General features: G+C 72.0%; 22 protein-coding genes, 4 tRNA genes and 1 other RNA gene. 17 read left to right on the forward strand and 10 right to left on the reverse strand.

Going from position 1 to position 25,358, the window contains the following annotated elements; translation table 11 throughout:
- Window positions 1-11 precede the first annotated feature (11 nt).
- Complete coding sequence (locus tag OHA58_RS18480; protein WP_405480005.1) at window positions 12-605, reverse strand: HhH-GPD-type base excision DNA repair protein; 594 nt, start codon at window positions 603-605, stop codon at window positions 12-14.
- A 99-nt stretch (window positions 606-704) separates the two neighbouring features.
- Here OHA58_RS18480 and OHA58_RS18485 point away from each other — a divergent pair, with 99 nt between their 5' ends.
- Complete coding sequence (locus OHA58_RS18485) at window positions 705-3,326, forward strand: GNAT family N-acetyltransferase (RefSeq protein ID WP_405480007.1); 2,622 nt, start codon at window positions 705-707, stop codon at window positions 3,324-3,326.
- Window positions 3,327-3,338: 12 nt separating this feature from the next.
- On the opposite strand, the gene OHA58_RS18490 is transcribed toward OHA58_RS18485, so the two are convergent.
- Window positions 3,339-4,100, reverse strand: a complete 762-nt coding sequence (locus OHA58_RS18490; RefSeq protein WP_405480009.1) for a sulfite exporter TauE/SafE family protein — start codon at window positions 4,098-4,100, stop codon at window positions 3,339-3,341.
- A 102-nt stretch (window positions 4,101-4,202) separates the two neighbouring features.
- Between OHA58_RS18490 and OHA58_RS18495 the strand changes: the two genes are divergently transcribed.
- The 5 genes from OHA58_RS18495 (at window position 4,203) to OHA58_RS18515 (ending at window position 8,235) form a co-directional block, all read left to right on the forward strand.
- Complete coding sequence (locus OHA58_RS18495; protein WP_405480010.1) at window positions 4,203-5,099, forward strand: LysR family transcriptional regulator; 897 nt, start codon at window positions 4,203-4,205, stop codon at window positions 5,097-5,099.
- 51 nt (window positions 5,100-5,150) lie between these two features.
- A complete protein-coding gene (locus OHA58_RS18500) occupies window positions 5,151-5,477 on the forward strand; it encodes a cupin (protein WP_405480012.1) in 327 nt (108 codons plus the stop codon).
- Window positions 5,478-5,542: 65 nt separating this feature from the next.
- Window positions 5,543-6,352 carry an isocitrate lyase/phosphoenolpyruvate mutase family protein gene (locus OHA58_RS18505; protein ID WP_405480013.1) on the forward strand — a complete coding sequence of 270 codons (810 nt, stop codon included), beginning with the start codon at window positions 5,543-5,545 and terminating at the stop codon, window positions 6,350-6,352.
- A 33-nt stretch (window positions 6,353-6,385) separates the two neighbouring features.
- Entirely contained in the window at window positions 6,386-7,222 is an 837-nt protein-coding gene (locus OHA58_RS18510; RefSeq protein ID WP_405480015.1) for a PP2C family protein-serine/threonine phosphatase, read from the forward strand.
- Window positions 7,223-7,284: 62 nt separating this feature from the next.
- On the forward strand, window positions 7,285-8,235 hold the full coding sequence (locus OHA58_RS18515) for an MASE1 domain-containing protein (RefSeq protein ID WP_405480016.1): 951 nt from the start codon (window positions 7,285-7,287) through the stop codon (window positions 8,233-8,235).
- Window positions 8,236-8,256: 21 nt separating this feature from the next.
- Here OHA58_RS18515 and OHA58_RS18520 read toward each other — a convergent pair whose 3' ends face one another.
- Complete coding sequence (locus tag OHA58_RS18520; protein ID WP_405480018.1) at window positions 8,257-8,457, reverse strand: hypothetical protein; 201 nt, start codon at window positions 8,455-8,457, stop codon at window positions 8,257-8,259.
- 196 nt (window positions 8,458-8,653) lie between these two features.
- Between OHA58_RS18520 and OHA58_RS18525 the strand changes: the two genes are divergently transcribed.
- Window positions 8,654-9,127: a DUF5994 family protein gene (locus OHA58_RS18525; RefSeq protein ID WP_405480020.1), complete on the forward strand. Its 474-nt coding sequence runs from the start codon at window positions 8,654-8,656 to the stop codon at window positions 9,125-9,127.
- 26 nt (window positions 9,128-9,153) lie between these two features.
- Here the strand turns inward: OHA58_RS18525 and OHA58_RS18530 are convergent, their stop codons facing one another.
- Window positions 9,154-9,540, reverse strand: coding sequence for a VOC family protein (locus tag OHA58_RS18530; protein ID WP_405480022.1), 387 nt, complete (start codon window positions 9,538-9,540; stop codon window positions 9,154-9,156).
- A gap of 102 nt (window positions 9,541-9,642) precedes the next feature.
- Window positions 9,643-9,730, reverse strand: a tRNA-Ser gene (locus OHA58_RS18535).
- 110 nt (window positions 9,731-9,840) lie between these two features.
- Between OHA58_RS18535 and ffs the strand changes: the two genes are divergently transcribed.
- The 6 genes from ffs (at window position 9,841) to OHA58_RS18565 (ending at window position 18,620) form a co-directional block, all read left to right on the forward strand.
- An RNA gene (gene ffs, locus OHA58_RS18540) (signal recognition particle sRNA small type) lies at window positions 9,841-9,935 on the forward strand.
- Between the two features lie 63 nt (window positions 9,936-9,998).
- Complete coding sequence (locus OHA58_RS18545) at window positions 9,999-12,278, forward strand: DNA polymerase III subunit gamma and tau (protein ID WP_405480023.1); 2,280 nt, start codon at window positions 9,999-10,001, stop codon at window positions 12,276-12,278.
- Between the two features lie 195 nt (window positions 12,279-12,473).
- On the forward strand, window positions 12,474-13,727 hold the full coding sequence (gene purD, locus OHA58_RS18550) for a phosphoribosylamine--glycine ligase (RefSeq protein WP_405480025.1): 1,254 nt from the start codon (window positions 12,474-12,476) through the stop codon (window positions 13,725-13,727).
- Between the two features lie 274 nt (window positions 13,728-14,001).
- Entirely contained in the window at window positions 14,002-15,873 is a 1,872-nt protein-coding gene (locus tag OHA58_RS18555; RefSeq protein WP_405485033.1) for a hypothetical protein, read from the forward strand.
- Between the two features lie 203 nt (window positions 15,874-16,076).
- A complete protein-coding gene (locus OHA58_RS18560; protein WP_405480026.1) occupies window positions 16,077-17,618 on the forward strand; it encodes a N,N-dimethylformamidase beta subunit family domain-containing protein in 1,542 nt (513 codons plus the stop codon).
- A gap of 105 nt (window positions 17,619-17,723) precedes the next feature.
- On the forward strand, window positions 17,724-18,620 hold the full coding sequence (locus OHA58_RS18565; RefSeq protein WP_405480027.1) for a phosphoribosylaminoimidazolesuccinocarboxamide synthase: 897 nt from the start codon (window positions 17,724-17,726) through the stop codon (window positions 18,618-18,620).
- Between the two features lie 57 nt (window positions 18,621-18,677).
- Here OHA58_RS18565 and OHA58_RS18570 read toward each other — a convergent pair.
- The 5 genes from OHA58_RS18570 to OHA58_RS18590 form a co-directional block, all read right to left on the reverse strand.
- A tRNA-Gly gene (locus tag OHA58_RS18570) sits at window positions 18,678-18,753 on the reverse strand.
- A 23-nt stretch (window positions 18,754-18,776) separates the two neighbouring features.
- On the reverse strand, window positions 18,777-19,385 hold the full coding sequence (locus tag OHA58_RS18575; RefSeq protein WP_405485035.1) for a response regulator: 609 nt from the start codon (window positions 19,383-19,385) through the stop codon (window positions 18,777-18,779).
- A 414-nt stretch (window positions 19,386-19,799) separates the two neighbouring features.
- Window positions 19,800-19,875 (reverse strand) — tRNA-Gly (locus tag OHA58_RS18580).
- 79 nt (window positions 19,876-19,954) lie between these two features.
- Window positions 19,955-20,026 (reverse strand) — tRNA-Gly (locus OHA58_RS18585).
- 111 nt (window positions 20,027-20,137) lie between these two features.
- The gene (locus tag OHA58_RS18590; protein ID WP_116512201.1) at window positions 20,138-20,479 is read right to left on the reverse strand and encodes an Lsr2 family protein; all 342 of its coding nucleotides are present in this window, start codon (window positions 20,477-20,479) and stop codon (window positions 20,138-20,140) included.
- Between the two features lie 327 nt (window positions 20,480-20,806).
- Here OHA58_RS18590 and purS point away from each other — a divergent pair, with 327 nt between their 5' ends.
- The 4 genes from purS to OHA58_RS18610 all read left to right on the forward strand — a co-directional run bounded on the left by purS (window position 20,807) and on the right by OHA58_RS18610 (window position 25,357).
- Window positions 20,807-21,073, forward strand: coding sequence for a phosphoribosylformylglycinamidine synthase subunit PurS (gene purS / locus OHA58_RS18595; protein ID WP_100598945.1), 267 nt, complete (start codon window positions 20,807-20,809; stop codon window positions 21,071-21,073).
- Window positions 21,070-21,753 carry a phosphoribosylformylglycinamidine synthase subunit PurQ gene (purQ, locus tag OHA58_RS18600; protein WP_405480029.1) on the forward strand — a complete coding sequence of 228 codons (684 nt, stop codon included), beginning with the start codon at window positions 21,070-21,072 and terminating at the stop codon, window positions 21,751-21,753. The genes purS and purQ overlap by 4 nt, the downstream gene beginning before the upstream one ends.
- A complete protein-coding gene (gene purL, locus OHA58_RS18605) occupies window positions 21,750-23,999 on the forward strand; it encodes a phosphoribosylformylglycinamidine synthase subunit PurL (protein ID WP_405480031.1) in 2,250 nt (749 codons plus the stop codon). The genes purQ and purL overlap by 4 nt, the downstream gene beginning before the upstream one ends.
- 122 nt (window positions 24,000-24,121) lie before the next feature.
- A complete protein-coding gene (locus OHA58_RS18610) occupies window positions 24,122-25,357 on the forward strand; it encodes a hypothetical protein (protein WP_405480032.1) in 1,236 nt (411 codons plus the stop codon).
- The last annotated feature ends 1 nt before the right edge of the window (window position 25,358 follow it).

A 25,358-nucleotide genomic window follows, 5' to 3' on the forward strand; every position in this document is an offset into this window, starting at 1 on the left:
TGCTTCGGGTCCTACCTCCCCGCGGCCTTGGCCGCCTTCGCCGCCGCCTTCATCTCCTGCTTGTGCGCCCGCACCTTCGTGAGCGAGTCGGGTCCCGTGATGTCCGCGACCGACCGGAAGGACTTCGCCTCGCCGTACGCGCCCGCGGCCTCGCGCCAGCCCTTGGGGCGCACCCCGAGCTGCTTGCCGAGCAGGGCGAGGAAGATCTGGGCCTTCTGCGTGCCGAAGCCGGGCAGGTCGTTGAGTCGCTTGAGCAGTTCCCTGCCGTCCTTGACGCCTTCCCAGACGGCGCTCGCGTCCCCGTCGTAGTGCTCGACGAGGTACTGGCACAGCTGCTGGATCCGCTTGGCCATGGAGCCGGGGTAGCGGTGTACGGCCGGCTTCGCGGACAGCAGCTCGGCGAAGGCCTCGGGGTCGTACGAGGCGATCTCGTGCGCGTCGAGATCGTCGGCGCCGAGGCGCTGGGCGATCGTGTGCGGGCCCGCGAACGCCCACTCCATGGGGACCTGCTGGTCGAGCAGCATGCCGACGAGCGCGGCCAGCGGGCTCCGGCCGAGGAGTGCGTCGGCGTCCGGCTCCTGGGCGAGGTGCAGAGTGACGTCCATGTGTCGATGATCGCGCGGCGTGGGCCCGGGCGCACCCCTTTCCGGCTTAGGTTAGGCTGCCCTAATCTGTAAGGCGGGTGAAGGCGGGGCGGGGAAAGCGTGAGCGTCGAGGTCTACCGGGACGAGTGGGGCATACCTCACCTCCGTGCTGACAGCGTGCGGGAACTGGCCCACGCCCAGGGGCGCAACGCCGCCGCCGACCGGGCCTGGCAGATCGAGGTCGAGCGGCACCGCTCACAGGGCACGTCCGCCGCCTTCCTCGGGCAGGAGGCCGCCGGCTGGGACCGGTTCGCCCGCCAGGCCCGTATCAACGACACGGCCCGGCGCTGCTACCGCGCGCTCGACGAGGAGACGCGAGGCTGGCTCGACGCGTACGTGGCAGGGGTCGACGCCGGACTGCGGGAACTCGGCGGCGCCGCACCGGAGTTCGCCCGCGCCGGCCTCGGACCGGGGCGCTGGCAGCCCTGGACACCCCTCGGCATCTGGCTCTCCACACACATCCTGTTCACCGGCTTCCCCGGCAAGCTCTGGCGTGACGAGGTCGTACGCCGCATCGGGCCCGGAGCCGTCGGCCTCTTCGCCACGGACGGCCCCGGCACCGCAGGCAGCAACGGCTGGCTCGTCACCGGCGACCGCACCGCCACCGGCGGCCCTCTGATCGCGGGCGACCCGCACCGCTACATCGAGGACCCGGGCGTCTACCAGCAAATACGGCTCGCCTGCCCGGAGTACGACGTCGTGGGCCTCGCCGTCCCCGGCGTGCCCGGCATCGGCCACTTCGGCCACACCGGCACCGTCGCCTGGGCGATCACCAACGCGATGGCGGACTACCAGGACCTGTACCGGGAGCGGCTGCGGCGGCTCCCGGACGGTGGCGTGGAGGCGCTCGGGCCCGACGGGTGGCGGCCCGCGTTCCGCAGCATGGAGACCTTCGAGGTGGCGGGCGCGCAGCCGCAGGAGGTCGAGGTCGTCGAGACCGAGCGCGGGACGGTCGTCATCGGCGGTCCCGACGAGGGCGAGGGCATCGCGCTGCGCCAGCCACCGCGCGTACGCGAGGACTTGGGGTTCGCCGCGCTGCCCGCCCTGCTCCGCGCCCGCACCGTCGCCGACGTGGACCGGGCCTTCGACCGCTGGGCCGAGCCCGTCAACGTCGTCCAGGCCGCCGACACCGAGGGCGGTCTCCTGCACCGCGTCGCGGGCGCCGTGCCCGAGCGCGACCCCGAGAACCTGCTCCGCGTCGTCCCCGCCCACGAGCCCCGGCACGCCTGGCGCGGCCTGCGCGAGCTGCCCCGCGAGCCGGTCGGCACCGTCGCGGTCATGGCGAACCAGCGGGGCCTGGCCGCGCCCCTCGGCATCGAGTTCGCGCCGCCGCACCGGGCGGACCGCATACGGGAACTGCTCGACGCGCAGGAGGTGTGGACGGCGCCCGGCATGGCCGCCGTCCACACCGACACCCGCCTCGCCTCCGCCCGCCCGCTGCTCGACCTCGTCGCCCGCCTCGACGGCCTCGGCCCCGAAGCCGAGGCGCTGAGGAAGCGGCTGCTCGCCTGGGACCGGCACATGGACGCGGACAGCACGGACGCCGCCGCGTACGCGCGGGTGCGGGCGGCGGTCGTACGGAAGCTGGCCGCGCACCCCGCGTTCGCGCCGCTCACGGGGATGGGGGAGGCGTACCCGGAGGTCTTCCGGCCGTGGCTGGCCCTCGCGCCGCGCATCGCGTACGCGCTGGAGACATTGCTGACGACCAGTCAATTCCCGGATATCGATCGGGAGATGATCGTCGGCGAGGCGGTCGAGGAAGCCGCCGGGGCTGCCACGGCGACCGGGGAGACCTGGGGCGACCGGCACCGGCTCGCCGCCTGGCGGGCACTGCCCGACGGCGATGAGGCCGGTCCGGGCCTGCCCGGCGACCACGACTGCGTCCTGTCCACGTCGAGCGTCCCCGGCGTCACCGACCGAAGCGCCCGCGGCCCGGCCGCCCGCTACGTGTGGGACGTCGCCGACCGTGCGAACAGCCTGTGGGTCGTTCCGCTCGGCGCCTGCGGAATCCCCGGCTCCCCGCACCGCCGCGACCAGCTCCCCCTGTGGCTGCGGGGCGGCCTGGTCCCCGTGATCACCGACTGGAACCGCCTCACCAAGGAGACCCCCATGCGCGAGAGCGCCGTGTACGAGCAGACCGTCGAAGGGTTCGGCACCGTCCGCGTCGGCCCGGTCGACCCCGCCGCCGACCTCGACGTGATCCACGGCTGGGTGCGCGAGGAGCGCGCCCGGTTCTGGGGCATGGAGGGCGCGAGCCGCGAGCAGGTGCGCGAGACGTACGAACACCTCGACTCGCTCACCACGCACCACGCCCACCTCGTCCGCCTCGACGGCGAACCCGTCGCGCTCTTCCAGACGTACGAGCCCGAGGCCGACCGGGTCAGCGAGTGCTACGAGGTCGAGGACGGCGACATCGGCGTGCACTTCCTGATCGCCCCGGCCACCGGCGGAGCCGTCCGCGGCTTCACCGGAGCGCTCATGACCGTCCTCGTCGCATACGCGCTCGAAGGGCACGGCAAGCGGCGGATCGTGGTCGAGCCCGACGCGCGCAACACGAAGGCCGTCGCGCTCCTGGAGCGCGCGGGCTTCGAACTCGGCCCCGAGATCGTGCTCCCGGAGATCGACCTGCCGGAGGTGTTCCTCCCGGAGAAGCGGGCCCGGATCGCGTTCCTCAAGCGCTGACGGCCCGCAGGCTCAGCCCCGTACGAGCAAGATGATCGAGGCGGTGACGCCGACCACGACGATCACCGCGCGAAGGACCGCCGGGGGCAGCCTGCGGCCGAACTTGGCGCCGGTCAGGCCGCCCAGCGTGGAGCCGACGGCGATCACCGCGGCCGCCACCCAGTCGACGTCGGCGACGGCGATGAAGATGACCGCCGCGACCCCGTTCACGATCGAGGCCAGGACGTTCTTCGCCCCGTTGAGGCGCTGGAGGTCGTCCTGGAGGAAGCTGCCGAACATGCCCATGAGCAGCACGCCCTGCGCGGCGCCGAAATAGCCGCCGTAGACGCCGGTCCCCAGCACCCCGAGCCACATGGGCACGCCGCCGTCGGTGCGCGTCGCCGTGGCCTGGCGCTCCTTCGACCAGCGGCTGAGCCGGGGCTGGAGCACGACGAGGACACAGGCGGCCAGGATGAGGACGGGCACCACCGAGGTGAACGCGTCGGCCGGCAGCTTCAGCAGCAGGAGCGCGCCCGTGATCCCGCCGATCAGCGAGGCCGTACCGAAGCGGAGCAGCCGCTTCTTCTGCCCCTTCAGCTCGCGCCGGTAGCCGTACGCGGCGCTGAGCACGCCCGGTACGAGGCCGATGTTGTTCGACACGTTGGCGAGCACCGGCGGATAGCCGAACGCGAGGAGCGTAGGGAAGGTGATGAGCGTTCCGGAGCCGACCACCGCGTTGATCGCGCCGGCGGCGACACCGGCCGCTCCGACGGCCACTGCTTCAAGTGCATCCACGCCCGAGATCGTTTCGGAGCCCAAGACCCAAGTCAATCCTAGGAATTACTTGAGAAGCACCAAGCTCTGGCTTGGAAGGGCCCGCATGGCTACGTTGGCGCCGTGACCTTCGACGATCTCCGTGTCTACGTCGCCGTGTGCGCGGCGGGCAGCCTCAGCGCCGTCGCCCGCGACCTCTCCTGTACGCAGTCGGCGGTGAGCCAGCACATCCGCCGCCTCGAACGGGAGGTGGGCGTCAGCCTCCTCGAACGGCACGCCCGCGGTGTCCTGCCGACCCCCGCGGGGCGCATCCTGCAGACCGCGGCCGCCGAGGGCATCGGCGGCATCGACGTCGCGCTGCGCCGCCTGCGCGACCTGGCCCGCGGCGAGAGCGGCGCGGTGCGCGTCACCACGGGCGCGACGACCGTGCGCCACTTCATGTCCGAGGCCATCGTCGGCTTCCGGCGCCGCCACCCCCGGGCGAGCCTGGAATTCCAGACGGTCAGCTCCAGCCACAGCGCCTACGAGGCGCTCGCCGCGCACGACCTCGACCTCGCGTGGGTCACCATCGGCGCGCCGGAACGCGGCGTCGAGCAGCGCCCCGTCGTCGAACTCCCCTGGGTCCTCGCGATGCGCCCCGACGATCCGCTGGCCGGCCGGACCCGGATCGGCCCCGACGACCTGGCCGCCGCCCACCTCATCAGGCCGCCCGAACAGTCCACGTCGCGCTCCCATCTCGACCGGCACTTCACCGGGCTCGGAATCGCCAGGACGGCCGGGTCCGACGCGGGCGTCGCCGACTGGGCCACCGCCGTGCACCTCGCCGAACTGGGCCTCGGCCACGCCCTCGTCCCCGAACTGCCCGGCTGGCGCGACCCGGACCGCGCCGGCGGCCCGGTCCTCGTCCCCGTACCGGACCTGCCGCCCCTCGCCGTCGGCTGGGCGGTCCGGCGCTGGGCCACGCTCACCCCGCTGGCGAGGGCCTTCGCCGACCTGGTGGCGGAGCACTGCGGGAGGTAAGGGCTGCACGCGCCTGTGGCGGGGGGCCGGTCCCGGGGGGACGCTGGAAGCATGACCACGACGTACGACCTGAACGCTCTCGCCGACAAGCACGTCGCCGCAGCCCGGACCTCCCCCCACGGCCGCAGCGCGCATCTCCTGCTCCGCGAGGAGACCCTCCGCCAGAGCGTGATCGCCCTGACGGCGGGCCAGGTCCTGGAGGAGCACAACGCGCCGCCCGCCGCGACGCTCCAGATCCTGCGGGGCGAGGTCGTGCTGACGGCGGTCTCGGGCGACGTGACGCTCACGGAGGGCCGGCTCCACTTGCTCCCGCAGGAACGGCACGGCCTGCGCGCGGTCACGGACGCGGCGGTGCTGCTGACGGCGGTCAACGACTGAGGGGCGCCCGCCGCTCCCGGACACTTCGGCGGGCGCCGAACCATTCCGCGCCTAGCGTGCGGTGCATGGTCTTCAAAGCCCTGCACCACGACCCCGACGGCCCCCTCCTCCTCCCCAACGCCTGGGACCACGCCTCCGCCGCCGCGCTCGCCGGGCAGGGGTTCGCCGCGATCGGCACGACGAGCCTCGGCGTGGCCGCCGCGGCCGGGCTCCCCGACGGCCACGCCGCCACGCGCGAGGAGACCCTGCGCCTGGCCCGTCGCCTGGGCGGGGGAGCGTTCCTGCTGTCCGTGGACGCGGAGGGCGGGTTCAGCGACGACCCGGCCGAGGTCGCCGGCCTCGCCCGTGAGCTGGCGCAGGCGGGCGCGGTGGGGATCAACCTGGAGGACGGCAGGGCCGACGGCACCCTCACCCCGGCCCCCGTCCACGCGGCGAAGATCGCCGCGGTCAAGGCCGCCGTACCGGACCTGTTCGTCAACGCCCGCACGGACACGTACTGGCTCCCGGACCCGCGGACCGCGCCGGAGCCGGAGACCCGGCACCGGCTCGACGCCTACCGGCAGGCGGGCGCCGACGGCGTCTTCGTACCGGGCCTCACCGACCCGGCCGCGATCCAGGAACTCGTGGCGTACCTGCGCCCGTCCGGCATCCCCCTCAACATCCTCTACTCCCCCGCAGGCCCCACCGTCCCCGAGCTCGCCGCCCTGGGCGTCCGCCGGGTCAGCCTCGGCTCGCTCCTGTTCCGCGCGGCACTCGGCGCCGCGGTCACGGCGGCGCTTGACGTACGGGCGGGCCGGTACGTCGCAGCCCCCGCGGCGCCGACGTACGGCGAGGTCCAGGAGCTGAGCGGCGGTGGGGACGCCACGGAAATATGATGAAGCCGGGGTTTTCCGTATCCGGAGCGGTCCATGACGCAGCGTCGTCCCAGCCAGCCCGAGAGCGCCGACGACCTGCTGACCAGGCTCGGCCGCCTTGCCGCACAGGCACGCGCCGGGGCGGAACTCCAGCACGCGCGGGTCGAACTGGCGGAAGCCCTCCAGCGCGAGATGCTCCCCGCCTCCCTGCCCGCCCTGCCGGGACTGCGGACCGCCGCCAGATACTCGCCGGCCCGCCACGGACTGGACATCGGCGGGGACTGGTACGACGCCTTCGCCACCCCCGACGGCGCCCTCGGGTTCTCCATCGGGGACGTACAGGGGCACGACGTCGAGGCCGCCGCCTTCATGGGGCAGATCCGCATCGCCCTGCGCGCGGTGGCCGCCTTCGCCCCGGACCCCGGCGAGGCGCTCGCCCAGGCCAACGACCTGCTGCTGTCGATGCACCGCGATCTCTTCGCGACCTGCAGCTTTCTCCGCTTCGACCCGACGACCTGGGTACTGGAGTCCGCCCGCGCGGGCCACGTCCCCGCCATCTGGGCCACGGTCGACGGCCGGTACGGCATCGCGGTGGACGAAGGCGGGCTGCCGCTGGGCATGCTGCCCGGGTCCAGTTACCCGGTCACCCGGCACCGCCTCTCGACGGCGGGCGCGTACGTCCTGGTCACCGACGGCGTCGTCGAAGGCCCCCGGTTCCCGATCGAGGCGGGCCTGGAGCGGGTGGCCCGGGTCGTCGCGGCCGGGGCGGGCGCCGAACCCGCGGAACTGGCCGCCGCGGTGATGAAGGTCGCCGACTGCACCGGCCACCAGGACGACTCCGCGGTACTCGTCCTGCGCCACGACCCGCCACCGGCGGTCCTGCCCGGGTGACAGCGGGCCCCCGGCGGCGCGTGTCACGCTCCACCGCGGGACGGGAGTGATTATGTGATCCAGTGGTGCGCACCGAGGAACTCCGACGCCTCTCCGAGGCCCTGCTGAGGGTCCTCGCCGTCGCCGCCGCCTACTACGCGACCGGACGGCTCGGCCTGTGGCAGCGGATCGTCCTCGAAGGCGCGGTCGTCACCCCGCTCTGGCTCCCGACGGGCGTCGCCGTCACCTGCCTGCTCTGGATGGGCCTGCGGATCTGGCCGGGCATCGCGCTCGGCACCTTCCTGCTCATCTCGTCGATCGGCCCCTTCAGCCTGTCCGACCTCGGGATCGTCGCCGCGAACACCCTCGCTCCGGTGTGTGCCTACCTGCTGCTGCGCAAGGTCGGCTTCCGTATCGAGCTGGACCGGCTGCGGGACGGGGTCGCCCTGGTCTTCCTGGGCGGACTGCTGCCGATACTGCTCAGCGCCACCGTCGGTACGGGAGTGCTGACGCTCACCGGCAAGCTGGCGTGGAGCGCGTTCTGGCCGGTGTGGGCGGCGTGGTGGGCCGGCGACGCGATGGGCGTACTCGTCGGCACCCCGCTGCTGATCGCGCTGAGCAGGGCCCGGCTCCCCTGGAACACCCACCGGTGGCCGGAGGTCGCGGCCCTGGTGGTCACCGCCGTCGTCATCGCCCCCCTGGCCACGAGAAGCCCGCTCGCCCTGCTCTTCCTCGTCTTCCCGCTGCTCACATGGGCGGCGCTGCGCTTCCAGCTCGCGGGGGCGGCGCCGTGCGTGCTGTTCGTGTCCGTACTGGGGATCTCGGCGGCCACCGACCACGTCGGTCCGTTCGCCGACCACACCCTCTTCGAGGTCATGTTCAACCTCCAGGCACTCAACGGCTCGGCTGCGCTCACCGCGCTCCTGCTCGCGGCGATCCTCACCGAACAGAAGAGCGTCCGCCAGAAGATCGAGCAGGCGGTCAGCGACCTGACGAAAGTGGTGGAACACCTGGAGCCACGGCAGGAGGATTGACGCAGCCCTGGTAAGCCGGGGTCAGCCCGGGTCGACCGGGCCGGAGGGGTCTTCGGGGACCCGCCGGTGGTGCTTGCGGCTCCGTCTGCCGACTCCCGGCATGGCATCGCTGAAGGTGTGCGAGGCGATGCGTGCGTCGTGCCGGGCGTTGATCCGGTGGATCAGGCGCATGCCCATGAGGGTCACGAGAACGATGGCGCCGATGAGGATGATCGCCTCCATGGCCGTCACCTCCCGCTTTCCACTGCTTTAACGGTAACTCCGGCCGCCGCCGGTCGCGGCCCGCTGCGACGCGCGTGGGCGGGGCCCCTGGGGTTACCGTGAAGCTACGACGGCATCGCGCCGGTCGACGCCCGCCCCTTCATCGGTACGGCCACACGGTGGGCGTCGGCCGTACGACCGAGGCGGGCGAACCACCATGGCTGAATCCGACACCCCCCACCAGCCCCCACTGCTTCTGCCGGACGCGGCCCAACAAGGCGCGAAACCCGGAACGCCCCTGCTGAGGCTGGAGACCACCCAGTCCCGCGAAGGGCTCCTCGACGGCGCATGGTGGCCCCGGTCCCACAACATCGCGGCCGAGCTGCCCGCTCTGATCACGGAGTTGACCTCACGTCTCGGCCCCATCACACGGGTCGGACTCGACTCCGCCGCCTGGGAGGAACTCCCGACCCGCCTGATCATCGACGACCGAGTGGTGCATCTCGACGCCCACGAGGTCGGCGACGGCACCGCCCTCGTCACCCGCGGCGACGGGGACTACTTCGTCCTGCTGGTCGTGCCTCCCGAGTCGGAGCCCGCGGCGGCCCGCGCCGCGATGGCCCGCGCGGTCCGCGACGACAACATCACCGAGGCCGCACAACTCCCCGTCGCCAACCCCGACGAACCCTGAGCCGGGAAACGCCGTGCGCGCCCCGGTCAGGGGTGACGGGTCGCAAGGACGCAGAACTCGTTCCCCTCCGGGTCGGCGAGTGAGACCCAGCTCACATCGCCCTGCCCGACGTCGACGTGCCGGGCACCCAGGCCGAGCAGGCGGCGGACCTCTTCGTCCTGCTCCCTGTCGGCCGGGTTGACGTCGATGTGGAGCCTGTTCTTGACGACCTTGCCCTCGGGCACGCGCGCGAAGGTCAACGCCGGTGGCACCGGGCCGGGGCGGTCCTTGCCTTCAGGCACCGCCGGGGAGCCGATGATGACAACTCCGTCCTCCTGGTCCTGCACCTCGTAGCCGAGGACCGAGCACCAGAACCGGGCGAGAGCGTCGGGATCGGCACAGTCGATCGCAAGCTCGGTGAACTTACTGGTCATGTCAGGACCTCCCAGTCGAGTGTCCGGCTACGCAACCACAGAACGTCGAAGGGCCCCACCGCAAGCGGTGGGGCCCTTCGACGTATTGCCCGGTGAGAGCAATGGCGGAGGATACGAGATTCGAACTCGTGAGGGGTTGCCCCCAACACGCTTTCCAAGCGTGCGCCCTAGGCCACTAGGCGAATCCTCCGCCGCAAACAATACAAGACGTTGGGGGGTGCTCGCGAACATGATCCGGGGGCGGTGATCGGGCCGGGGACCGGGCTCGTGATTCCGGGTGGGCATCCGCTACTGTGGAGCTCAGCCCCTCACGTGGCGCTATCTGACTGAACTCCCCCAGGGCCGGAAGGCAGCAAGGGTAGGTCGGCTCTGGCGGGTGCGTGGGGGGCGTCTTGCGTTCCGGGGCGGTTCGCCCTCGGCGGCCGTGGTTGTCAGTGGGCGCCTATAACCTCGTATACGTGTCGTCTCTCGCGCTCTACCGCCGCTATCGCCCGGAGTCGTTCGCCGAGGTCATCGGGCAGGAACATGTGACCGACCCGCTGCAGCAGGCGCTGCGGAACAACCGGGTCAATCACGCGTACCTGTTCAGTGGCCCGCGCGGCTGCGGCAAGACGACGAGCGCGCGCATCCTCGCGCGGTGCCTGAACTGCGAGCAGGGGCCCACGCCGACGCCGTGCGGCGAGTGCCAGTCCTGCCGCGACCTGGCGAGGAACGGTCCGGGTTCGATCGACGTCATCGAGATCGACGCCGCCTCGCACGGTGGTGTCGACGACGCCCGTGACCTGCGCGAAAAGGCCTTCTTCGGGCCCGCGAGCAGCCGCTACAAGATCTACATCATCGACGAGGCCCACATGGTCACGCCGGCGGGGTTCAACGCGCTCCTGAAGGTCGTCGAGGAGCCGCCGGAGCACCTCAAGTTCATCTTCGCCACCACCGAGCCCGAGAAGGTCATCGGGACGATCCGGTCGCGCACGCACCACTACCCCTTCCGCCTCGTGCCGCCCGGGACGCTCAGGGACTACCTCGGAGAGGTCTGCGGCAAGGAGGACATCCCCGTCGCGGAGGGTGTGCTGCCGCTGGTCGTGCGGGCCGGTGCCGGTTCCGTGCGTGACTCCATGTCCGTCATGGACCAGCTGCTCGCCGCCGCGACCGAGGACGGTGTGACGTATGCCATGGCGACCTCGCTCCTCGGGTACACGGACGCGTCGCTGCTCGACTCCGTCGTGGAGGCCTTCGCCTCGGGTGACGGCGCCGCGGCCTTCGAGGTCGTCGACCGCGTCATCGAGGGGGGCAACGACCCGCGCCGGTTTGTCGCCGACCTCCTGGAGCGGCTGCGGGACCTGGTGATCCTGGCCGCCGTCCCGGACGCGGCCGAGAAGGGCCTCATCGACGCCCCCGTGGACGTCGTCGAGCGGATGCAGGCCCAGGCCGGAGTCTTCGGCGGCGCCGAGCTCAGCCGCGCCGCCGACCTGGTCAACGAGGGGCTCACGGAGATGCGGGGCGCCACCTCGCCCCGGCTCCAGCTGGAGCTGATCTGCGCGCGCGTGCTGTTGCCCGCCGCGTACGACGACGCCCGTGCCGTGATGGCGAGGCTCGACCGCCTGGAGCGCGGCGGCCACTTCGTACCCGCGGGACAGGGCTCCGGTCCTGCCATGGGGTACGTGCCCGCGCCCGACGCCCACCCCGGTGCGGCCGCGCAGGTCCCTGCGGGCGGCGGTCCTGCCGCTGCCCGGGCGGCGGTGCGGGGGCCCGGACCGGGCGGCGAGAGCGCGCCCGCGCCTGCTGCTCCGGCGCCCACTCCTGCCCCGGCTCCTGCACCTGCTCCTGCCCCGGCTCCCGCTGCTCAGGCCGCGCCCGCTCCTCAGGTGTCCGCGCCTCCGGCCGTGCCCGCCGAACCCGCGCCCGCGGCGCCGCCCGCCGGGGCCGCACCCGGCGCATGGCCCACCGCCGCCCCGGCCGGTGGCGGCAGGCGCCCCGGCGGGTGGCCCACGGCCGCGCCCACCGGCGGAGGCACTGGTGGAGGCACCGGTGGGGGCGCCGGCGGAGGCCAGCCCTCCGCCGCGGCGCCCACGCCGCCCCCCGCCCAGCCCCAGCCGCAGGCACCCGCTCAGCCCCCCGCCGCGGCACCGCCCGCCGCCGGTGGGCTCGACCCGCGCAGCCTGTGGCCGAACATCCTCGAAGTGGTCAAGAACAAGCGCCGCTTCACCTGGATCCTGCTCAGCCAGAACGCGCAGGTGACCGGCTTCGACGGCACGACCCTCCAGCTCGGCTTCCTGAACGCCGGAGCGCGGGACAACTTCGCGAGCAGCGGCAGCGAAGACGTCCTGCGGACGGCGCTGGCCGAGCAGTTCGGCGTCCACTGGAAGGTCGAGGCGGTCGTCGACCCCTCGGGCGGCGGCGGTGGTGGCGGCCAGGCACCGCCCCCCGCCCCGGGCGGCGGCTATCCGGGCCACGGCGGCGGTGGTGCCCCCGCGGCCCCGACCTCTCCGCGCCCGTCGGCCCCGCAGGCCCAGGCCCCGGCCGCGCCGAGACCCCCGGACCGGTCCGCGCCGCAGGCGTCCGCCCCCGCCCCGGCCCCCGCGCCGAGACCGGCCGCCCCGGAGCCGCCCCCGGTCTCCATCGAGGACGATATCCCGGCGGACGACGACCCCGACCTCGACGAGTCGGTCCTCTCCGGCCACGACCTGATCGTCCGCGAGCTCGGCGCGACGGTCGTCGAGGAGTTCACGAACGAGTAGGCGGCGGCAGCAGGGGTCAGGCGGCCATGCCTACGTAGAGCAGCCACTCCCACTGAGCGGCCCCCTCCGTCCCTTCGGAAAGCCGCCGGATCGGCCCCGGCACCCCGCCTCATGGAGAAATGCACGAACCCCCGCCGCCCCCGCGCTCGGCGGCCCGTACAAGAGCACACCGGCCCGCCGCCTATGCTGGCTGGCGTGAAGGTCCTTGTCATCGGCAGCGGCGCCCGCGAACACGCCCTGTGCCGCTCACTGTCCCTCGACCCCGACGTCACCGCGCTGCACTGCGCGCCCGGCAACGCAGGAATCGCCGAGGTCGCCGAGCTGCACCCGGTCGACGCCCTCGACGGCGCCGCCGTGGCCCGGCTGGCCGGTGAGCTGGCCGCGGACCTCGTCGTGGTCGGCCCGGAGGCACCCCTTGTCGCAGGGGTCGCCGACGCCGTACGCGCCGCGGGTATCCCCTGCTTCGGCCCCTCCGGGGAAGCCGCACAGCTGGAGGGTTCCAAGGCGTTCGCCAAGGACGTGATGGCGGGGGCCGGCGTGCCGACCGCCCGCTCGTACGTCTGCACCACCCCGGACGAGGTCGACGAGGCGCTCGACGCCTTCGGTGCCCCGTACGTCGTCAAGGACGACGGGCTCGCGGCCGGCAAGGGCGTCGTCGTGACCGACGACCTCGAGGCCGCCCGCGCGCACGCCAACGCCTGTGACCGCGTCGTCATCGAGGAGTTCCTCGACGGCCCCGAGGTCTCGCTCTTCGCGATCACCGACGGCGTGACCGTCGTCCCCCTCCAGCCCGCGCAGGACTTCAAGCGCGCGCTCGACGGCGACGCGGGCCCCAACACCGGCGGCATGGGCGCCTATTCGCCGCTGCCGTGGGCCGACCCGAAGCTCGTCGACGAGGTCATGGAGACGGTCCTCCAGCCGACCGTCGACGAACTGCGCCGCCGCGGCACGGCCTTCTCGGGGCTGCTGTACGCGGGGCTCGCGATCACCTCGCGCGGCGTACGGGTCATCGAGTTCAACGCCCGGTTCGGCGACCCGGAGACCCAGGTCGTCCTGGCCCGCCTCAAGACCCCGCTCGCGGGTGTCCTCCTCGCCTCGGCCAACGGCACGCTCGCGGACCTGCCGTCCCTGCGCTGGAGCGACGAGGCGGCCGTGACCGTGGTCGTGGCCTCCCACAACTACCCGGAGACGCCGCGCACCGGCGACCCCATCACCGGGCTCGCCGACGTGGCCGCGCAGGATGCGCCCCACGCGTACGTCCTGCACGCCGGGACGAAGCGGGACGGGGACGCCGTCGTCAGCGCCGGCGGCCGCGTGCTCTCGGTGACCGCGACCGGCTCGGACCTCACGCAGGCCCGCGAACGCGCGTACGCGGCGCTGTCGCGCATCGGTCTCGACGGCTCGCAGCACCGCACCGACATCGCGGCGAAGGCGGCCGCGGAGGCCTGACCGGAAGCCTCACCTGCGTGAACCTCAGGCCCTTGATCCGAAGCGGATCAGGGGCCTGAATGTCATCCACCTCTGCCCAAAGCCATTCCATCGAGTGACCGCTCGTCCATCCGGCTGACGATGCCTTGTGCCCCAACTAGGGTGCGGCGCAAGCGTTCCGGCACTTGGCCCACCGGCATTGCGATGTCAGTGACGGGTGCCACAGTGGGGGAGTGGACAACGCCATGGGTGCAGGCAACATAGGCAGCAGGGGGTGACGTCGGTCGTGTCCGGTATGGGTGCGGAGGTGGGCGCGCAGGCCGCGCGCTCCCGGGCTCTCGCGGTGCTGCGCATCCGCGGCAGGGCGCTGGCCGTCGCCCTGCTGCCCGCGGCCTTCGCGGTCGTGCTGGCCGCGGGCGCCGCCACCGGGCACATGGTCGGCGACGGCTGGCGGACGGCGCGGTGGATCGTCACGGTCGTCGCCCTGGTCGTCCTGGCCGCGGCGGCGGGCATCGCCCTCGTGGTGGCCCGCGCCCGCCCGGCGGTCAGCCCGACGGTGCCGATCGCCGAGGAGCGGGCCCCCGATCTCTACCGCCTGGTGCGCGATCTGGCCGACCGGCTCGACGTACCGGCCCCCTCGGCCATAGCGCTCACCCCGGACTGCGACAGCTGGCTGGAGGACCGTACGCATCCCGCGCACGGACCGCCCAGGCCCAAGGACGACGAGGGCCGGATCCCGCGTGACGCCGACGGCCCGGGGATCCGGGGCGGCGCAGGCAGAGGCCGGGTGCCCGCCGCGCCCGTCCTGGTCATCGGCTCCCCCTTCCTGTGGTGGATGCGTGTGGGCGAGCTGCGCGCCGTACTCGCCCCGGTCGTCGCCGGTACGGGGCCGTCGGCGCACCCGGACATAGCGGCCGCGCGCCGCTTCGTGCGGGGCCTGGACGCGGCGGTCGCCGTCGCTGCGGCGCCCGGTCGCGGACCGCTGGGGCGGGCGGTCCTCGGTTGCGTCGGCTGGGTCGCGCGCCTGCTCCTTCGCAGCTGCAGGGGCCACGCCGGCGAGATGGAGCGCGGGGTCGCCGCGGCCGCCGCCGAGCGCGCACAGACTGTGGACTACGGCGTGCGGATCGTCGCCCAGGAGCAGGTGGGCCTGGCCTACGCGGGCTGGGACCGGCTCCTCACCCGGGTCGCGCTGCCCGCCTGGCGCATGGGGCGCTGGCCCTCCCGTCTGGACGTGGGCGTCGTCGCCGCCCTCACCGAGCTGTCCCGGCGCGACCGCCTCGCCGAGGGCTTCGCCTCCCGGCTCGGGGAGCGGCCCGCCTGCGATCTGCTGGAGGAGCCGGGCCTGGTGGACGAGGCGGCGTCGCTGCTCGCGGCCCGGCTGTTCCACGGAGGCCCTGCCGAGCCGGGCCCCGACTGGGCGCCGGTCGACTGGCAGGAGTATCCGGACGAGGTCGTGGACCGTAAGTGGCGCATGGACGCGGCGCGCCTCCACCGCGTCCTCGACGCACTGGGCGTATGCGGCCCCGCGGACCCCACGTCCCCCGAGCCGGAGGGCCCGACACTCGCCCGGGTGATGGACCACCTCGCAACGGCGACGCGCGCCGCGGACTCCGTAGCCCCCGTGGCCCCCGTAGACCCGGAAGATCCCACCGTCCCCGCCAGGGACCTCACCGTCGCCGCCGACACCGGCCCCACCGTCTCCCCCGACGACGACTCCACCGCCCCCGAGGACCCCGAGAACCCCGAAGACGCCGAGGACCGCGAGGACACCCCCGCCGCTCTGCTCGCCGCCGGCCTGAGTGCCGAGTCGGCCCGCGAGGAGAGTGAGCGCCCGGCCCCGCCCGTGCCCGCCGCCGGACAGGGGCCCGACGGTGCGCTGTGGGACGAGGGCATGCTCCCGCTCTTCCCGCTCCAACCACCTCGTACGGGGCGCGAGTTGGTGGCCGATCACGTCACGGCGATGGTGTGCTGCGCCGCCGTGGACACGGCCGGAGCCGCCCCCGGCCTCGACTGGCTGGACGGCCCCTCGCTCCTGGTCGACGGCGAGCGCGCCAAGGACCTGACCCCGCGGGTCCTGAGCCTCGTGGAAGAGGGAGATCCTGAGCCTCTGCGCGCCTGGCTCACCCGCCTCGGCATCCGCCCCGAGAAGCCGGTCCGACTGGTGTAGGCCGCGACAGCAATCGCGGCACACCCGCACCCCGCGCCCCTCGTATCCACACCGCCCAACCCCCAACCTCCGGAGGCCCACGTTCCGTTCACGTCAATTCGCGACGAACAGTGACGGAGTGCGTGCGTAATGTGATGTGCTGGAGCCGGTCGCTGACAGACGGAGCGTACGAGGGCTCGGGGGAGCGAGGGAGGGAAGCGGGCATGGGGCCGGAACGGGAGGGGCAGAAGGCCGGACGGCCGGAGCACGCGCGGTCACCCCGCACCATCCGCCGCTGGGAGTCCGGCGCTCTCGCCCACGCCGTGAGCGACCCCTTCGGCCAGGGCCCCCTGCCGTGGCTGCGCGGCAGCGAGCACTACTTCGACGACACGGGCCAGGTGGTCCCCTGGTACGTCGACCACGCCCCTCAGCCCGGCGCGAGCAACATCGCGACCAGTATCCCCAGCCCCCGCACCGGCGGCCCCCGCATGGCCGACGACGTGCACCGCCAGATCAAGGGCTTCACGTCGACCGGAGCGGCCGCGCCCGGCGAGGCGATCGACTTCCACATCACGGTGGACCCGCCCCAGCAGTTCAGCGTCGACATCTACCGCATCGGCCACTACGGCGGCGACGGCGCCAGCAAGATCATCACCAGCCCGAGGCTCTCCGGCATCGTCCAGCCGCCCCCGCTCACCGCGGACCGCACGGTCTCCTGCCACCACTGGTGGCTGTCCTGGCGCCTGCAGATCCCGTCGTTCTGGAACGTGGGGGCGTACGTGGCCGTCCTCACCACCGTCGACGGCTACCGCTCGCACGTCCCCTTCACGGTCCGCGACAGCCGCCCCGCCGACCTCCTCCTGCTCCTGCCGGACGTGACCTGGCAGGCGTACAACCTCTACCCCGAGGACGGGCACACGGGGGCGAGCCTCTACCACGCGTGGGACGAGGAGGGGCGGCTGCTCGGCGAGGGCGACGCCGCGACGACGGTCTCCTTCGACCGCCCGTACGCCGGCGCGGGCCTCCCCCTGCACGTCGGCCACGCCTACGACTTCATCCGCTGGGCCGAGCGGTACGGCTACGACCTCGCGTACGCCGACGCCCGCGACCTGCACGCGGGCCGCATCGACCCGACCCGCTACCGGGGCCTCGTCTTCCCCGGCCACGACGAGTACTGGTCGACGCCGATGCGCCGCACCACCGAAGTGGCCCGCGAGCACGGCACCTCGCTCGTGTTCCTCTCCGCCAACACCATGTACTGGCAGGTGGAGTTGGGCCCGTCCCCGTCCGGTGTGCCGGACCGGCTGCTCACCTGCCACAAGCGCAGGGCACCCGGGAAGTCCGCCCTGTGGCGCGAGATCGACCGTCCCGAGCAGCAGCTCATGGGCATCCAGTACGCGGGCCGCGTCCCCGAGCCGCACCCCCTCGTCGTGCGGAACGCGGACCACTGGCTGTGGGAGGCCACCGGGGCGCACGAGGGCGACGAGATCGACGGCCTGGTCGCCGGCGAGGCCGACCGCTACTTCCCGCGCACCGCGCTGCCCGAGCACGAGGACCGCATCCTGCTCGCCCACTCGCCCTACCGCGACAGCGAGCGGGCGCCGCGCCACCAGGAGACGTCCCTGTACCGGGCGCCGTCCGGATCGCTGGTCTTCGCGTCCGGCACGTTCGCCTGGTCCCCGGCGCTCGACCGCCCCGGCCACGTCGACCCGCGGATCCAGCGCGCGACGGCCAACCTCCTCGACCGGATCTGCAAACGCGACTGACCCGCCTCGCCCCCACCGCTGCCGCACCCGCCGGACCCGTGGCCAAAACTCATCCCCGTATGAGCGAGAATCAGGTGCACTCGTACATATCCACGGGGAGGAACCGTGTCCGGATTCGTCGAAAAGCCCGAACCCCAGCAGGTGCCGGGCCTGGTACACCTCCACACCGGCAAGGTGCGGGACCTGTACCGGAACGAGGCGGGCGACCTCGTGATGGTCGCCTCCGACCGCATGTCCGCCTATGACTGGGTGCTGCCCACCCCCATCCCCGACAAGGGCCGCGTGCTCACGCAGCTGTCGCTGTGGTGGTTCGACCAGCTCTCCGACCTGGTCCCCAACCACGTCCTGTCGACCGAACTGCCGCCCGGCGCCCCCGCCGACTGGCAGGGACGCACCCTCGTCTGCAAGTCGCTGCGCATGGTCCCCGTCGAGTGCGTGGCCCGCGGCTATCTCACGGGCTCCGGTCTCGTCGAGTACAACGACTCGCGCACGGTCTGCGGCCTCGCCCTGCCCGAAGGCCTGACCGACGGCTCGGAGCTGCCCGCCCCGATCTTCACGCCCGCGACGAAGGCCGAGGTCGGCGAGCACGACGAGAACGTGTCGTACGAGGAGGTGGCCCGCCAGGTCGGTGCGGAGACCGCCGCCGAGCTGCGCCAGATGACGCTCGCCGTGTACGGCCGGGCCCGGGACATCGCACGTGAGCGCGGCGTGATCCTCGCGGACACCAAGTTCGAGTTCGGCTTCGACGGCGAGACGCTGATCCTAGGCGACGAGGTCCTCACCCCGGACTCGTCCCGCTTCTGGCCCGCGGCCGAGTGGGAGCCGGGTCACGCGCAGCCGTCGTTCGACAAGCAGTACGTGCGGAACTGGCTGACGGGCCCCGAGTCGGGCTGGGACCGCAAGAGCGAGCAGCCGCCGCCCGCGCTGCCGCAGCAGGTCGTGGACGCGACGCGCGCCAAGTACATCGAGGCGTACGAGCGCCTGACCGGCGTCAGCTGGTAGCGACGGCGCGACAGACACGCAAAAGCCCCCGGCACCTGAGGTGCCGGGGGCTTTCTGTGGAGCGAACGACGAGGTTCGAACTCGCGACCTCAACCTTGGCAAGGTTGCGCTCTACCAACTGAGCTACGTTCGCACTGCGCCGTGGCGCGAGAGCAACTATACCCAACCTCGCTCCCGTGCGAGCCGCACTGCCGAGTGCCGGTTCTCGGCCCCGAGCTTCGAGACGGCGGACGACAGATAGTTCCGTACGGTCCCCTGCGAGAGCGCGGCGCGCTCGGCGATCTCCGCGACGGGCGCCCCGTCGGCGGCGAATTCGAGCACCTCGGCCTCGCGCGCGGTCAGCGGGGAGTCGCCCGCGGCGATCGCGTCGGCCGCCAACTCCGGGTCCACATAACGGTTTCCCGCGCGCACGGTCCTGATGATCTCGGCGAGCTGCTGGGCGCTCACGGTCTTCGGCACGAACCCGCGCACACCGGCGGACAGGGCCCGCTTCAGATGCCCGGGACGCCCATGGCTGGTCACGATCACGACCCGGCACGCGGGCAGTTCACCGCGCAGCGCTGTGGCGACCTTCACACCGTCGGCGCCCGGCATCTCCAGATCGAGCACGGCCACATCGGGCCGGTGCGCCCGCGCCGCGTGAGCTGCACCGCGAGCTCGCTCTTGAGCGCGATCACGGCGAGATTCCGGCCCTCCCCCAAGTTCTCGGCTGCGCTCGAACAGGGAGGTACCCCCACCGTCATGGAGATCGCGCCCGAACCGCAGCCGTTCCTCGGCGACGGCGAGCCGCGCCCTGGTCTCGCGGGCCTCGTCGAGTTCGTGGACGGCGTTCAGCAGCCAGACGGAGAATCCCGCGGTCAGGGCGAAGATCGCGGTGGTGAACAGCACGGTTGCCGCCGTGATGAGGGCGGCGGGCGCGGGCAGCCCGGACGGCACGGACGCCGCCCCGGCACCGAGGGACGCGCCGAGCGCCGCGCCGATCACCCGCCTGCGGGTGCGCAGCCCGGGCGTGGCACAGCCCGCGCCGACCATGAGGATGCCGACGAACAGGACGAGCGCCGTGCGGGTGCCGGCCTCCTCGTCCGCGGGCACCCGCAGCATCACGCCGAGCGTCCCGACGGAGATCACGGCGGTGCGGACATGCAGAAGGCCCCGGTCCGATGGACCGGGGCCTTCAACTGGAGCGAACGACGAGGTTCGAACTCGCGACCTCAACCTTGGCAAGGTTGCGCTCTACCAACTGAGCTACGTTCGCACTGCCTCCGATCGACTCTCATCGATCGGCGCGAGCACCAGCCTACCGCACTCCGAAGAGTGGTCGGTACGCCATGCAGAGCGGGTGACAGGAATTGCACACTGCGCCTTCCCCCTGGAAGGGGGATGTTCTACTACTGAACTACACCCGCAAGACTCCGTGAGGTCCGGCCTTTCGGCCTCGCCCCTCGGCGTGCTCCAGACTTTAGCTGATCAACAGGGGTGGAGCGCAAGTCGGCTGCTCTGTGGGCTGCCGGAGGGGGTCAGTTGGCCGCCTCGAACGCCTCGTAGACCCGCTTGGGGATGCGGCCGCGCGGCGGGACGTCCATCTTGTGCGAGCGTGCCCAGGCGCGGACGGCCGCCGGATCGGCGGACACCGCGGTGTGCTTGAAGCTCCTGACGGTCTTCCCCGAGGCGCCCTTGCCCGAGCCGGTCTGCTTGCGGCCGGCCTGGAGGAAGGGGGCCAGGGCCGTGCGCAGTTTCTTGGCATTGGCTGGATTCAGGTCGATCTCGTACGACTTGCCGTCGAGACCGAACACGACCGTTTCTGCGGCATCTCCGCCGTCGATGTCGTCGGAGAGAGTGACCACGACACGCTGCGCCACGAATATCGGTCCCTTCGTGCGACATCTGCACCTTGACGTGCGCCGATGTCGACTGTCCGGCTGTTATGGGGCAAAGCAGAGGCGAACTGCCCGCTTTCGCCATTTCCTTTTTACCTTGCCTGGCATTGCATTGTGAAGACCGACTAAATCCCCCCGCGTGTCCGGAGGCAATGGATCTCCGAAATCTTTCCCCCGATTTTCCACGGGGTCACCGTGCTGTTGCAGTAACGTGATCCGGCTCTTGTAGCTTCCTACGGTCTACGCGAGTAGAAATTTTGTCCGGGTAGTCTGAAGGGACCTGCTCAGCACCACACACCGGGAGTGCCAGTGGCACGCGTCGTAGTCGACGTCATGCTCAAGCCGGAGATCCTCGACCCCCAGGGCCAGGCGGTGCAGCGTGCACTGCCGCGCCTCGGTTTCGAGGGCATCTCCGACGTACGTCAGGGAAAGCGATTCGAACTCGAGGTTGACGGGCCCGTCGACGATGCCGTCCTCGCCCGTATCCATGAGTTGGCCGACACGTTCCTCGCCAACACCGTGATCGAGAACTTCACCGTGAAGGTGGAAGAACCTGCGGTGGGGGCAGAAAAGTGACCGCTCGTATTGGAGTCGTCACCTTTCCTGGATCCCTCGACGACCGGGACACGCAGCGCGCGATCCGACTCGCCGGCGCGGAACCCGTAGCCCTCTGGCACAAGGACAAGGATCTGAAGCAGGTCGACGCGGTCGTCCTGCCCGGTGGATTCTCCTACGGCGACTATCTGCGGGCGGGTGCCATCTCCCGGTTCTCGCCGGTGATGGAGAGCGTCGTCGACCAGGCCAAGGCGGGTCTTCCCGTTCTCGGTATCTGCAATGGCTTCCAGGTCCTCACCGAGGCGCACCTGCTCCCCGGCGCGATGCTCGGCAACGACCACCTGCACTTCATCTGCCGTGACCAGAAGCTGCGCGTGGAGAACACGGACACCGCCTGGACCGCCGACTACGCGGCCGGCCAGGAGATCCACATCCCGCTGAAGAACATGGACGGCCGCTACGTCGCCGACGAGCACACGCTGGACATGCTGGAGGCGGAGGGCCGCGTCGCCTTCCGTTACGTGGGCTTCAACCCGAACGGTTCGCTCCGCGACATCGCCGGCATCACGAACGAGGCGGGCAACGTCGTCGGTCTGATGCCGCACCCGGAGCACGCCGTCGAGCCGCTCGTCGGCTCCGGTCGCACCGACGGCCTCCCCTTCTTCACCTCGATCCTCAAGAAGCTGGTCGCCGCCTCATGAGCCTCGACACCGTTGAGAACGCCGCACAGACGCCCGACATCGAGCTCCCCTGGGCCGAACTCGGCCTGAAGAAGGACGAGTACGAGCGCGTCGTGGAGATCCTCGGCCGCCGCCCGACCGGCGCCGAGCTCGCCATGTACTCCGTGATGTGGTCCGAGCACTGCTCGTACAAGTCGTCCAAGATCCACCTGCGCCAGTTCGGCGAGAAGGCGCCGCAGTCCGACGCGCTGCTCGTCGGCATCGGTGAGAACGCCGGTGTCGTCGACGTCGGCCAGGGCTACGCCGTCACCTTCAAGGTCGAGTCGCACAACCACCCGTCGTACGTCGAGCCCTACCAGGGCGCGGCCACCGGCGTCGGCGGCATCGTGCGCGACATCATCGCGATGGGCGCCCGGCCTGTGGCCGTGGTCGACCCGCTGCGCTTTGGTGCCGCCGACCACCCCGACACCAAGCGTGTGCTGCCGGGTGTCGTCGCCGGCATCGGCGGCTACGGCAACTGCCTGGGCCTGCCGAACATCGGCGGCGAGGTCGTCTTCGACGCCTGCTACCAGGGCAACCCGCTGGTCAACGCGGGCGCCATCGGTGTCATGCGGCACGAGGACATCCACCTCGCGAAGGCGTCGGGCCCGGGCAACAAGGTCATCATGTACGGCGCCCGGACGGGCGGCGACGGCATCGGCGGCGCCTCGATCCTGGCCTCCGAGACCTTCGACGACGCGAAGCCCTCGAAGCGTCCCGCCGTCCAGGTCGGTGACCCCTTCCAGGAGAAGCTCCTCATCGAGTGCACCCTGGAGGCGTTCGCCGAGAAGCTCGTCGTCGGTATCCAGGACCTCGGTGCCGCCGGAATCTCCTGCGCCACCAGCGAGCTGGCGTCCAACGGCTCGGGCGGCATGCGCGTCGAGCTGGACGACGTACCGCTGCGCGACTCCACGCTCTCGCCCGAGGAAATCCTCATGAGCGAGTCGCAGGAGCGCATGTGCGCGGTCGTCGAGCCGGAGAAGGTCGCCCGCTTCCTCGAGATCTGCGAGAAGTGGGACGTCATCGCGACCGTCATCGGTGAGGTCACCGACGGCGACCGCCTGGAGATCTTCTGGCACGGCGAGAAGATCGTCGACGTCGACCCGCGCACCGTCGCCCACGAGGGCCCGACCTACGAGCGCCCGTACGCCCGCCCCGCGTGGCAGGACGCGCTCCAGGCCGACGACGCGAACAAGCTGCCGCGGCCCACCTCCAAGGAGGAGCTGAAGGACCAGGTCCTGAAGCTGGTCGCGTCGCCGAACCAGGCGTCGAAGAAGTGGATCACCTCGCAGTACGACCACTTCGTGCAGGGCAACACCGTCCTCGCGCAGCCCGAGGACTCGGGCATGATCCGCATCGACGAGGAGTCGGGGCTCGGCGTCGCCATCGCGACCGACGGCAACGGCCGGTACGCGAAGCTCGACCCGTACCACGGCGCGCAGCTCGCCCTCGCCGAGGCGTACCGGAACGTCGCGACGACCGGCGCCAAGCCGCTCGCGATCTCCGACTGCCTGAACTTCGGTTCGCCTGAGGACCCGGACGTCATGTGGCAGTTCGTCGAGGCCATCCGCGGTCTCGCCGACGCCTGCCAGATCCTCGGCACCCCGGTGACCGGCGGCAACGTCTCGCTGTACAACCAGACGGGTGAGGCGGCGATCCACCCGACCCCGGTCGTGGCCGTGCTCGGCGTCATCGACGATGTCGCCCGCCGCACGCCGGTCGCCTTCAGGGAAGAGGGCCAGCTCCTCTACCTGCTCGGCGACACCCACGAGGAGTTCGGCGGCTCGGCCTGGTCGCAGGTTGTCCACGACCACCTCGGCGGTCTGCCCCCGAAGGTCGACCTGGAGCGGGAGCGGCTCCTCGCCGACATCCTGATCTCGGCGTCCCGCGACGGCATGATCGACGCCGCGCACGACCTGTCCGACGGCGGTCTGATCCAGGCCGTGGTCGAGTCGGCGATGCTCGGCGACAAGGGCGCGCGCCTCATCGTGCCCGACGGCCTGGACGCGTTCACGTTCCTGTTCTCCGAGTCGGCGGGCCGCGCGGTCGTCGCCGTCCCGCGGAGCGAGGAGCTGCGCTTCACCGACATGTGCGGCGCGCGCGGCCTCCCGGCCACCCGCATCGGCGTGGTCGACGGCGACGCGGTGGACGTCCAGGGCAAGTTCGCCCTCTCCCTCACGGAACTCCGCGAGGCCCACGAGGCGACTATTCCGGCGCTGCTGGCGTAAGCCCTGCGGGCCGTACGGTCCGGTTGCGAAGTCCCCGTCTGCTGCGGCAGGCGGGGACTTCGCGTTGTCAGCGGCGGTTGATAGCTTCGGTGGTGCTGGGAGCCACGGGGGACGGGGGAGCGGTGCGGGTACCGGAGGGTGTGCGGAAGACCGTCAATGTGTTGCTGTGCCTGGCCGCTGTCTTCGGCATCGGCTGGGGCGGCAAGGAGATCTGGCAGGTCCTGAGCGCCCGGCATCAGATCGACGCGGCGTGCGCGGGTCTCGTACCGGCGGGCCGCGTGCTTGCCCTGTCCCCGGCGGGCGGCACCGTCACGCACCGGGTTTCCTACGACCCCCTCGACCTCGACGACCTGGCCTCGGGCCAGGAGTGCGAGCTGTTCAGCACGGAGGCAGGGGAGAAGCACGGCAGCGACGGCGGGCGCCTGTTCTTCGTCGGCTCCGTGGGCGTCCTGCCGGCCTCGCGGGAAGTGATCGCCGATGACCCGCTAGACGAACTCGTCAACTATTTCGACGGGCGCGCCCATCCGTCCCAGCCGCTGGGCGGCGGTATCGCGGGCGTGGTCACCGACTCCGGCGTCGTCGTGCGGCTGCAGTGCCCTGCGGGCAAGGTGGGCGCACGGCGGATCAAGGCCCTGTGGGCTCGTGCCCAACTGCTGGACCCGGAGCGGCCGTTCATGGAGAGCGGCCAGCTGAACGCGTCGGACCGCACCGTCCTCGCGGACACCGCCGTGCTCACCGCCAACAACCTCGCCGAGAGGCTGGGCTGCGCCGACCGTCTCCCCGACGCCCCGGACGACGTCCCGGCCCTGCCTGAGGGACCGATACCGGCGGCCCGCGCCGAGGGCACCTGCGCCTGGTACGGCAAGTCGGGCTACGCCTCGCACGGGTCGCGCTATCCGGACCAGGTCGTCGAGAGCCGTACGGACGCGAGACTCTGGGACGAGAAGTGCGGGCTGATCCTCAGCGAAGGCCGGGCGAACGCTCTCTACCCCGCGACCGCGGACGAACATGAATACCTCAACGAACCGGACCACCGCGGCAAGTGGTTCGTCTCCCTGCACACCTACTCCGGTCCGGACGCCACGAAGGTCCTGCTCACCAGCACCTCCTTCGACGAGCGTCCGGAGCCCGCCGAGCCCGGGAAGGCCGGCCGCAGTGCCGAGGACCCCATCTGGTGGGCCTCCTCCGTCTGCGACGGCAGGCCACAGATTCACACGATGACCCTCGCCCTGGGGTACGACCGCGTGGTGACTTCCCGGATGGCGAAGGTCTTCCGCTCCTACGTCACCGACGTAACCGAGCGCCGCGGCTGCTCGAAGGTCAGATTCCCCGCCTCCTCGACCTTCCGCGCGGCATAGG

The organism is Streptomyces sp. NBC_00009, assembly GCF_045040855.1.
GTDB classification, from domain to species: Bacteria; Actinomycetota; Actinomycetes; order Streptomycetales; family Streptomycetaceae; genus Streptomyces; species Streptomyces aureus.

Coding starts and splice junctions, on each gene's coding strand:
- OHA58_RS18480 (WP_405480005.1), bottom strand. CDS start 605: ATGGACGTCACTCTGCACCTCGCCCAGGAGCCGGACGCCGACGCACTC.
- OHA58_RS18500 (WP_405480012.1), top strand. CDS start 5,151: ATGACCACGACGTACGACCTGAACGCTCTCGCCGACAAGCACGTCGCC.
- OHA58_RS18505 (WP_405480013.1), top strand. CDS start 5,543: ATGGTCTTCAAAGCCCTGCACCACGACCCCGACGGCCCCCTCCTCCTC.
- OHA58_RS18510 (WP_405480015.1), top strand. CDS start 6,386: ATGACGCAGCGTCGTCCCAGCCAGCCCGAGAGCGCCGACGACCTGCTG.
- OHA58_RS18520 (WP_405480018.1), bottom strand. CDS start 8,457: ATGGAGGCGATCATCCTCATCGGCGCCATCGTTCTCGTGACCCTCATG.
- OHA58_RS18525 (WP_405480020.1), top strand. CDS start 8,654: ATGGCTGAATCCGACACCCCCCACCAGCCCCCACTGCTTCTGCCGGAC.
- OHA58_RS18530 (WP_405480022.1), bottom strand. CDS start 9,540: ATGACCAGTAAGTTCACCGAGCTTGCGATCGACTGTGCCGATCCCGAC.
- OHA58_RS18555 (WP_405485033.1), top strand. CDS start 14,002: ATGGGTGCGGAGGTGGGCGCGCAGGCCGCGCGCTCCCGGGCTCTCGCG.
- OHA58_RS18560 (WP_405480026.1), top strand. CDS start 16,077: ATGGGGCCGGAACGGGAGGGGCAGAAGGCCGGACGGCCGGAGCACGCG.
- purL (WP_405480031.1), top strand. CDS start 21,750: ATGAGCCTCGACACCGTTGAGAACGCCGCACAGACGCCCGACATCGAG.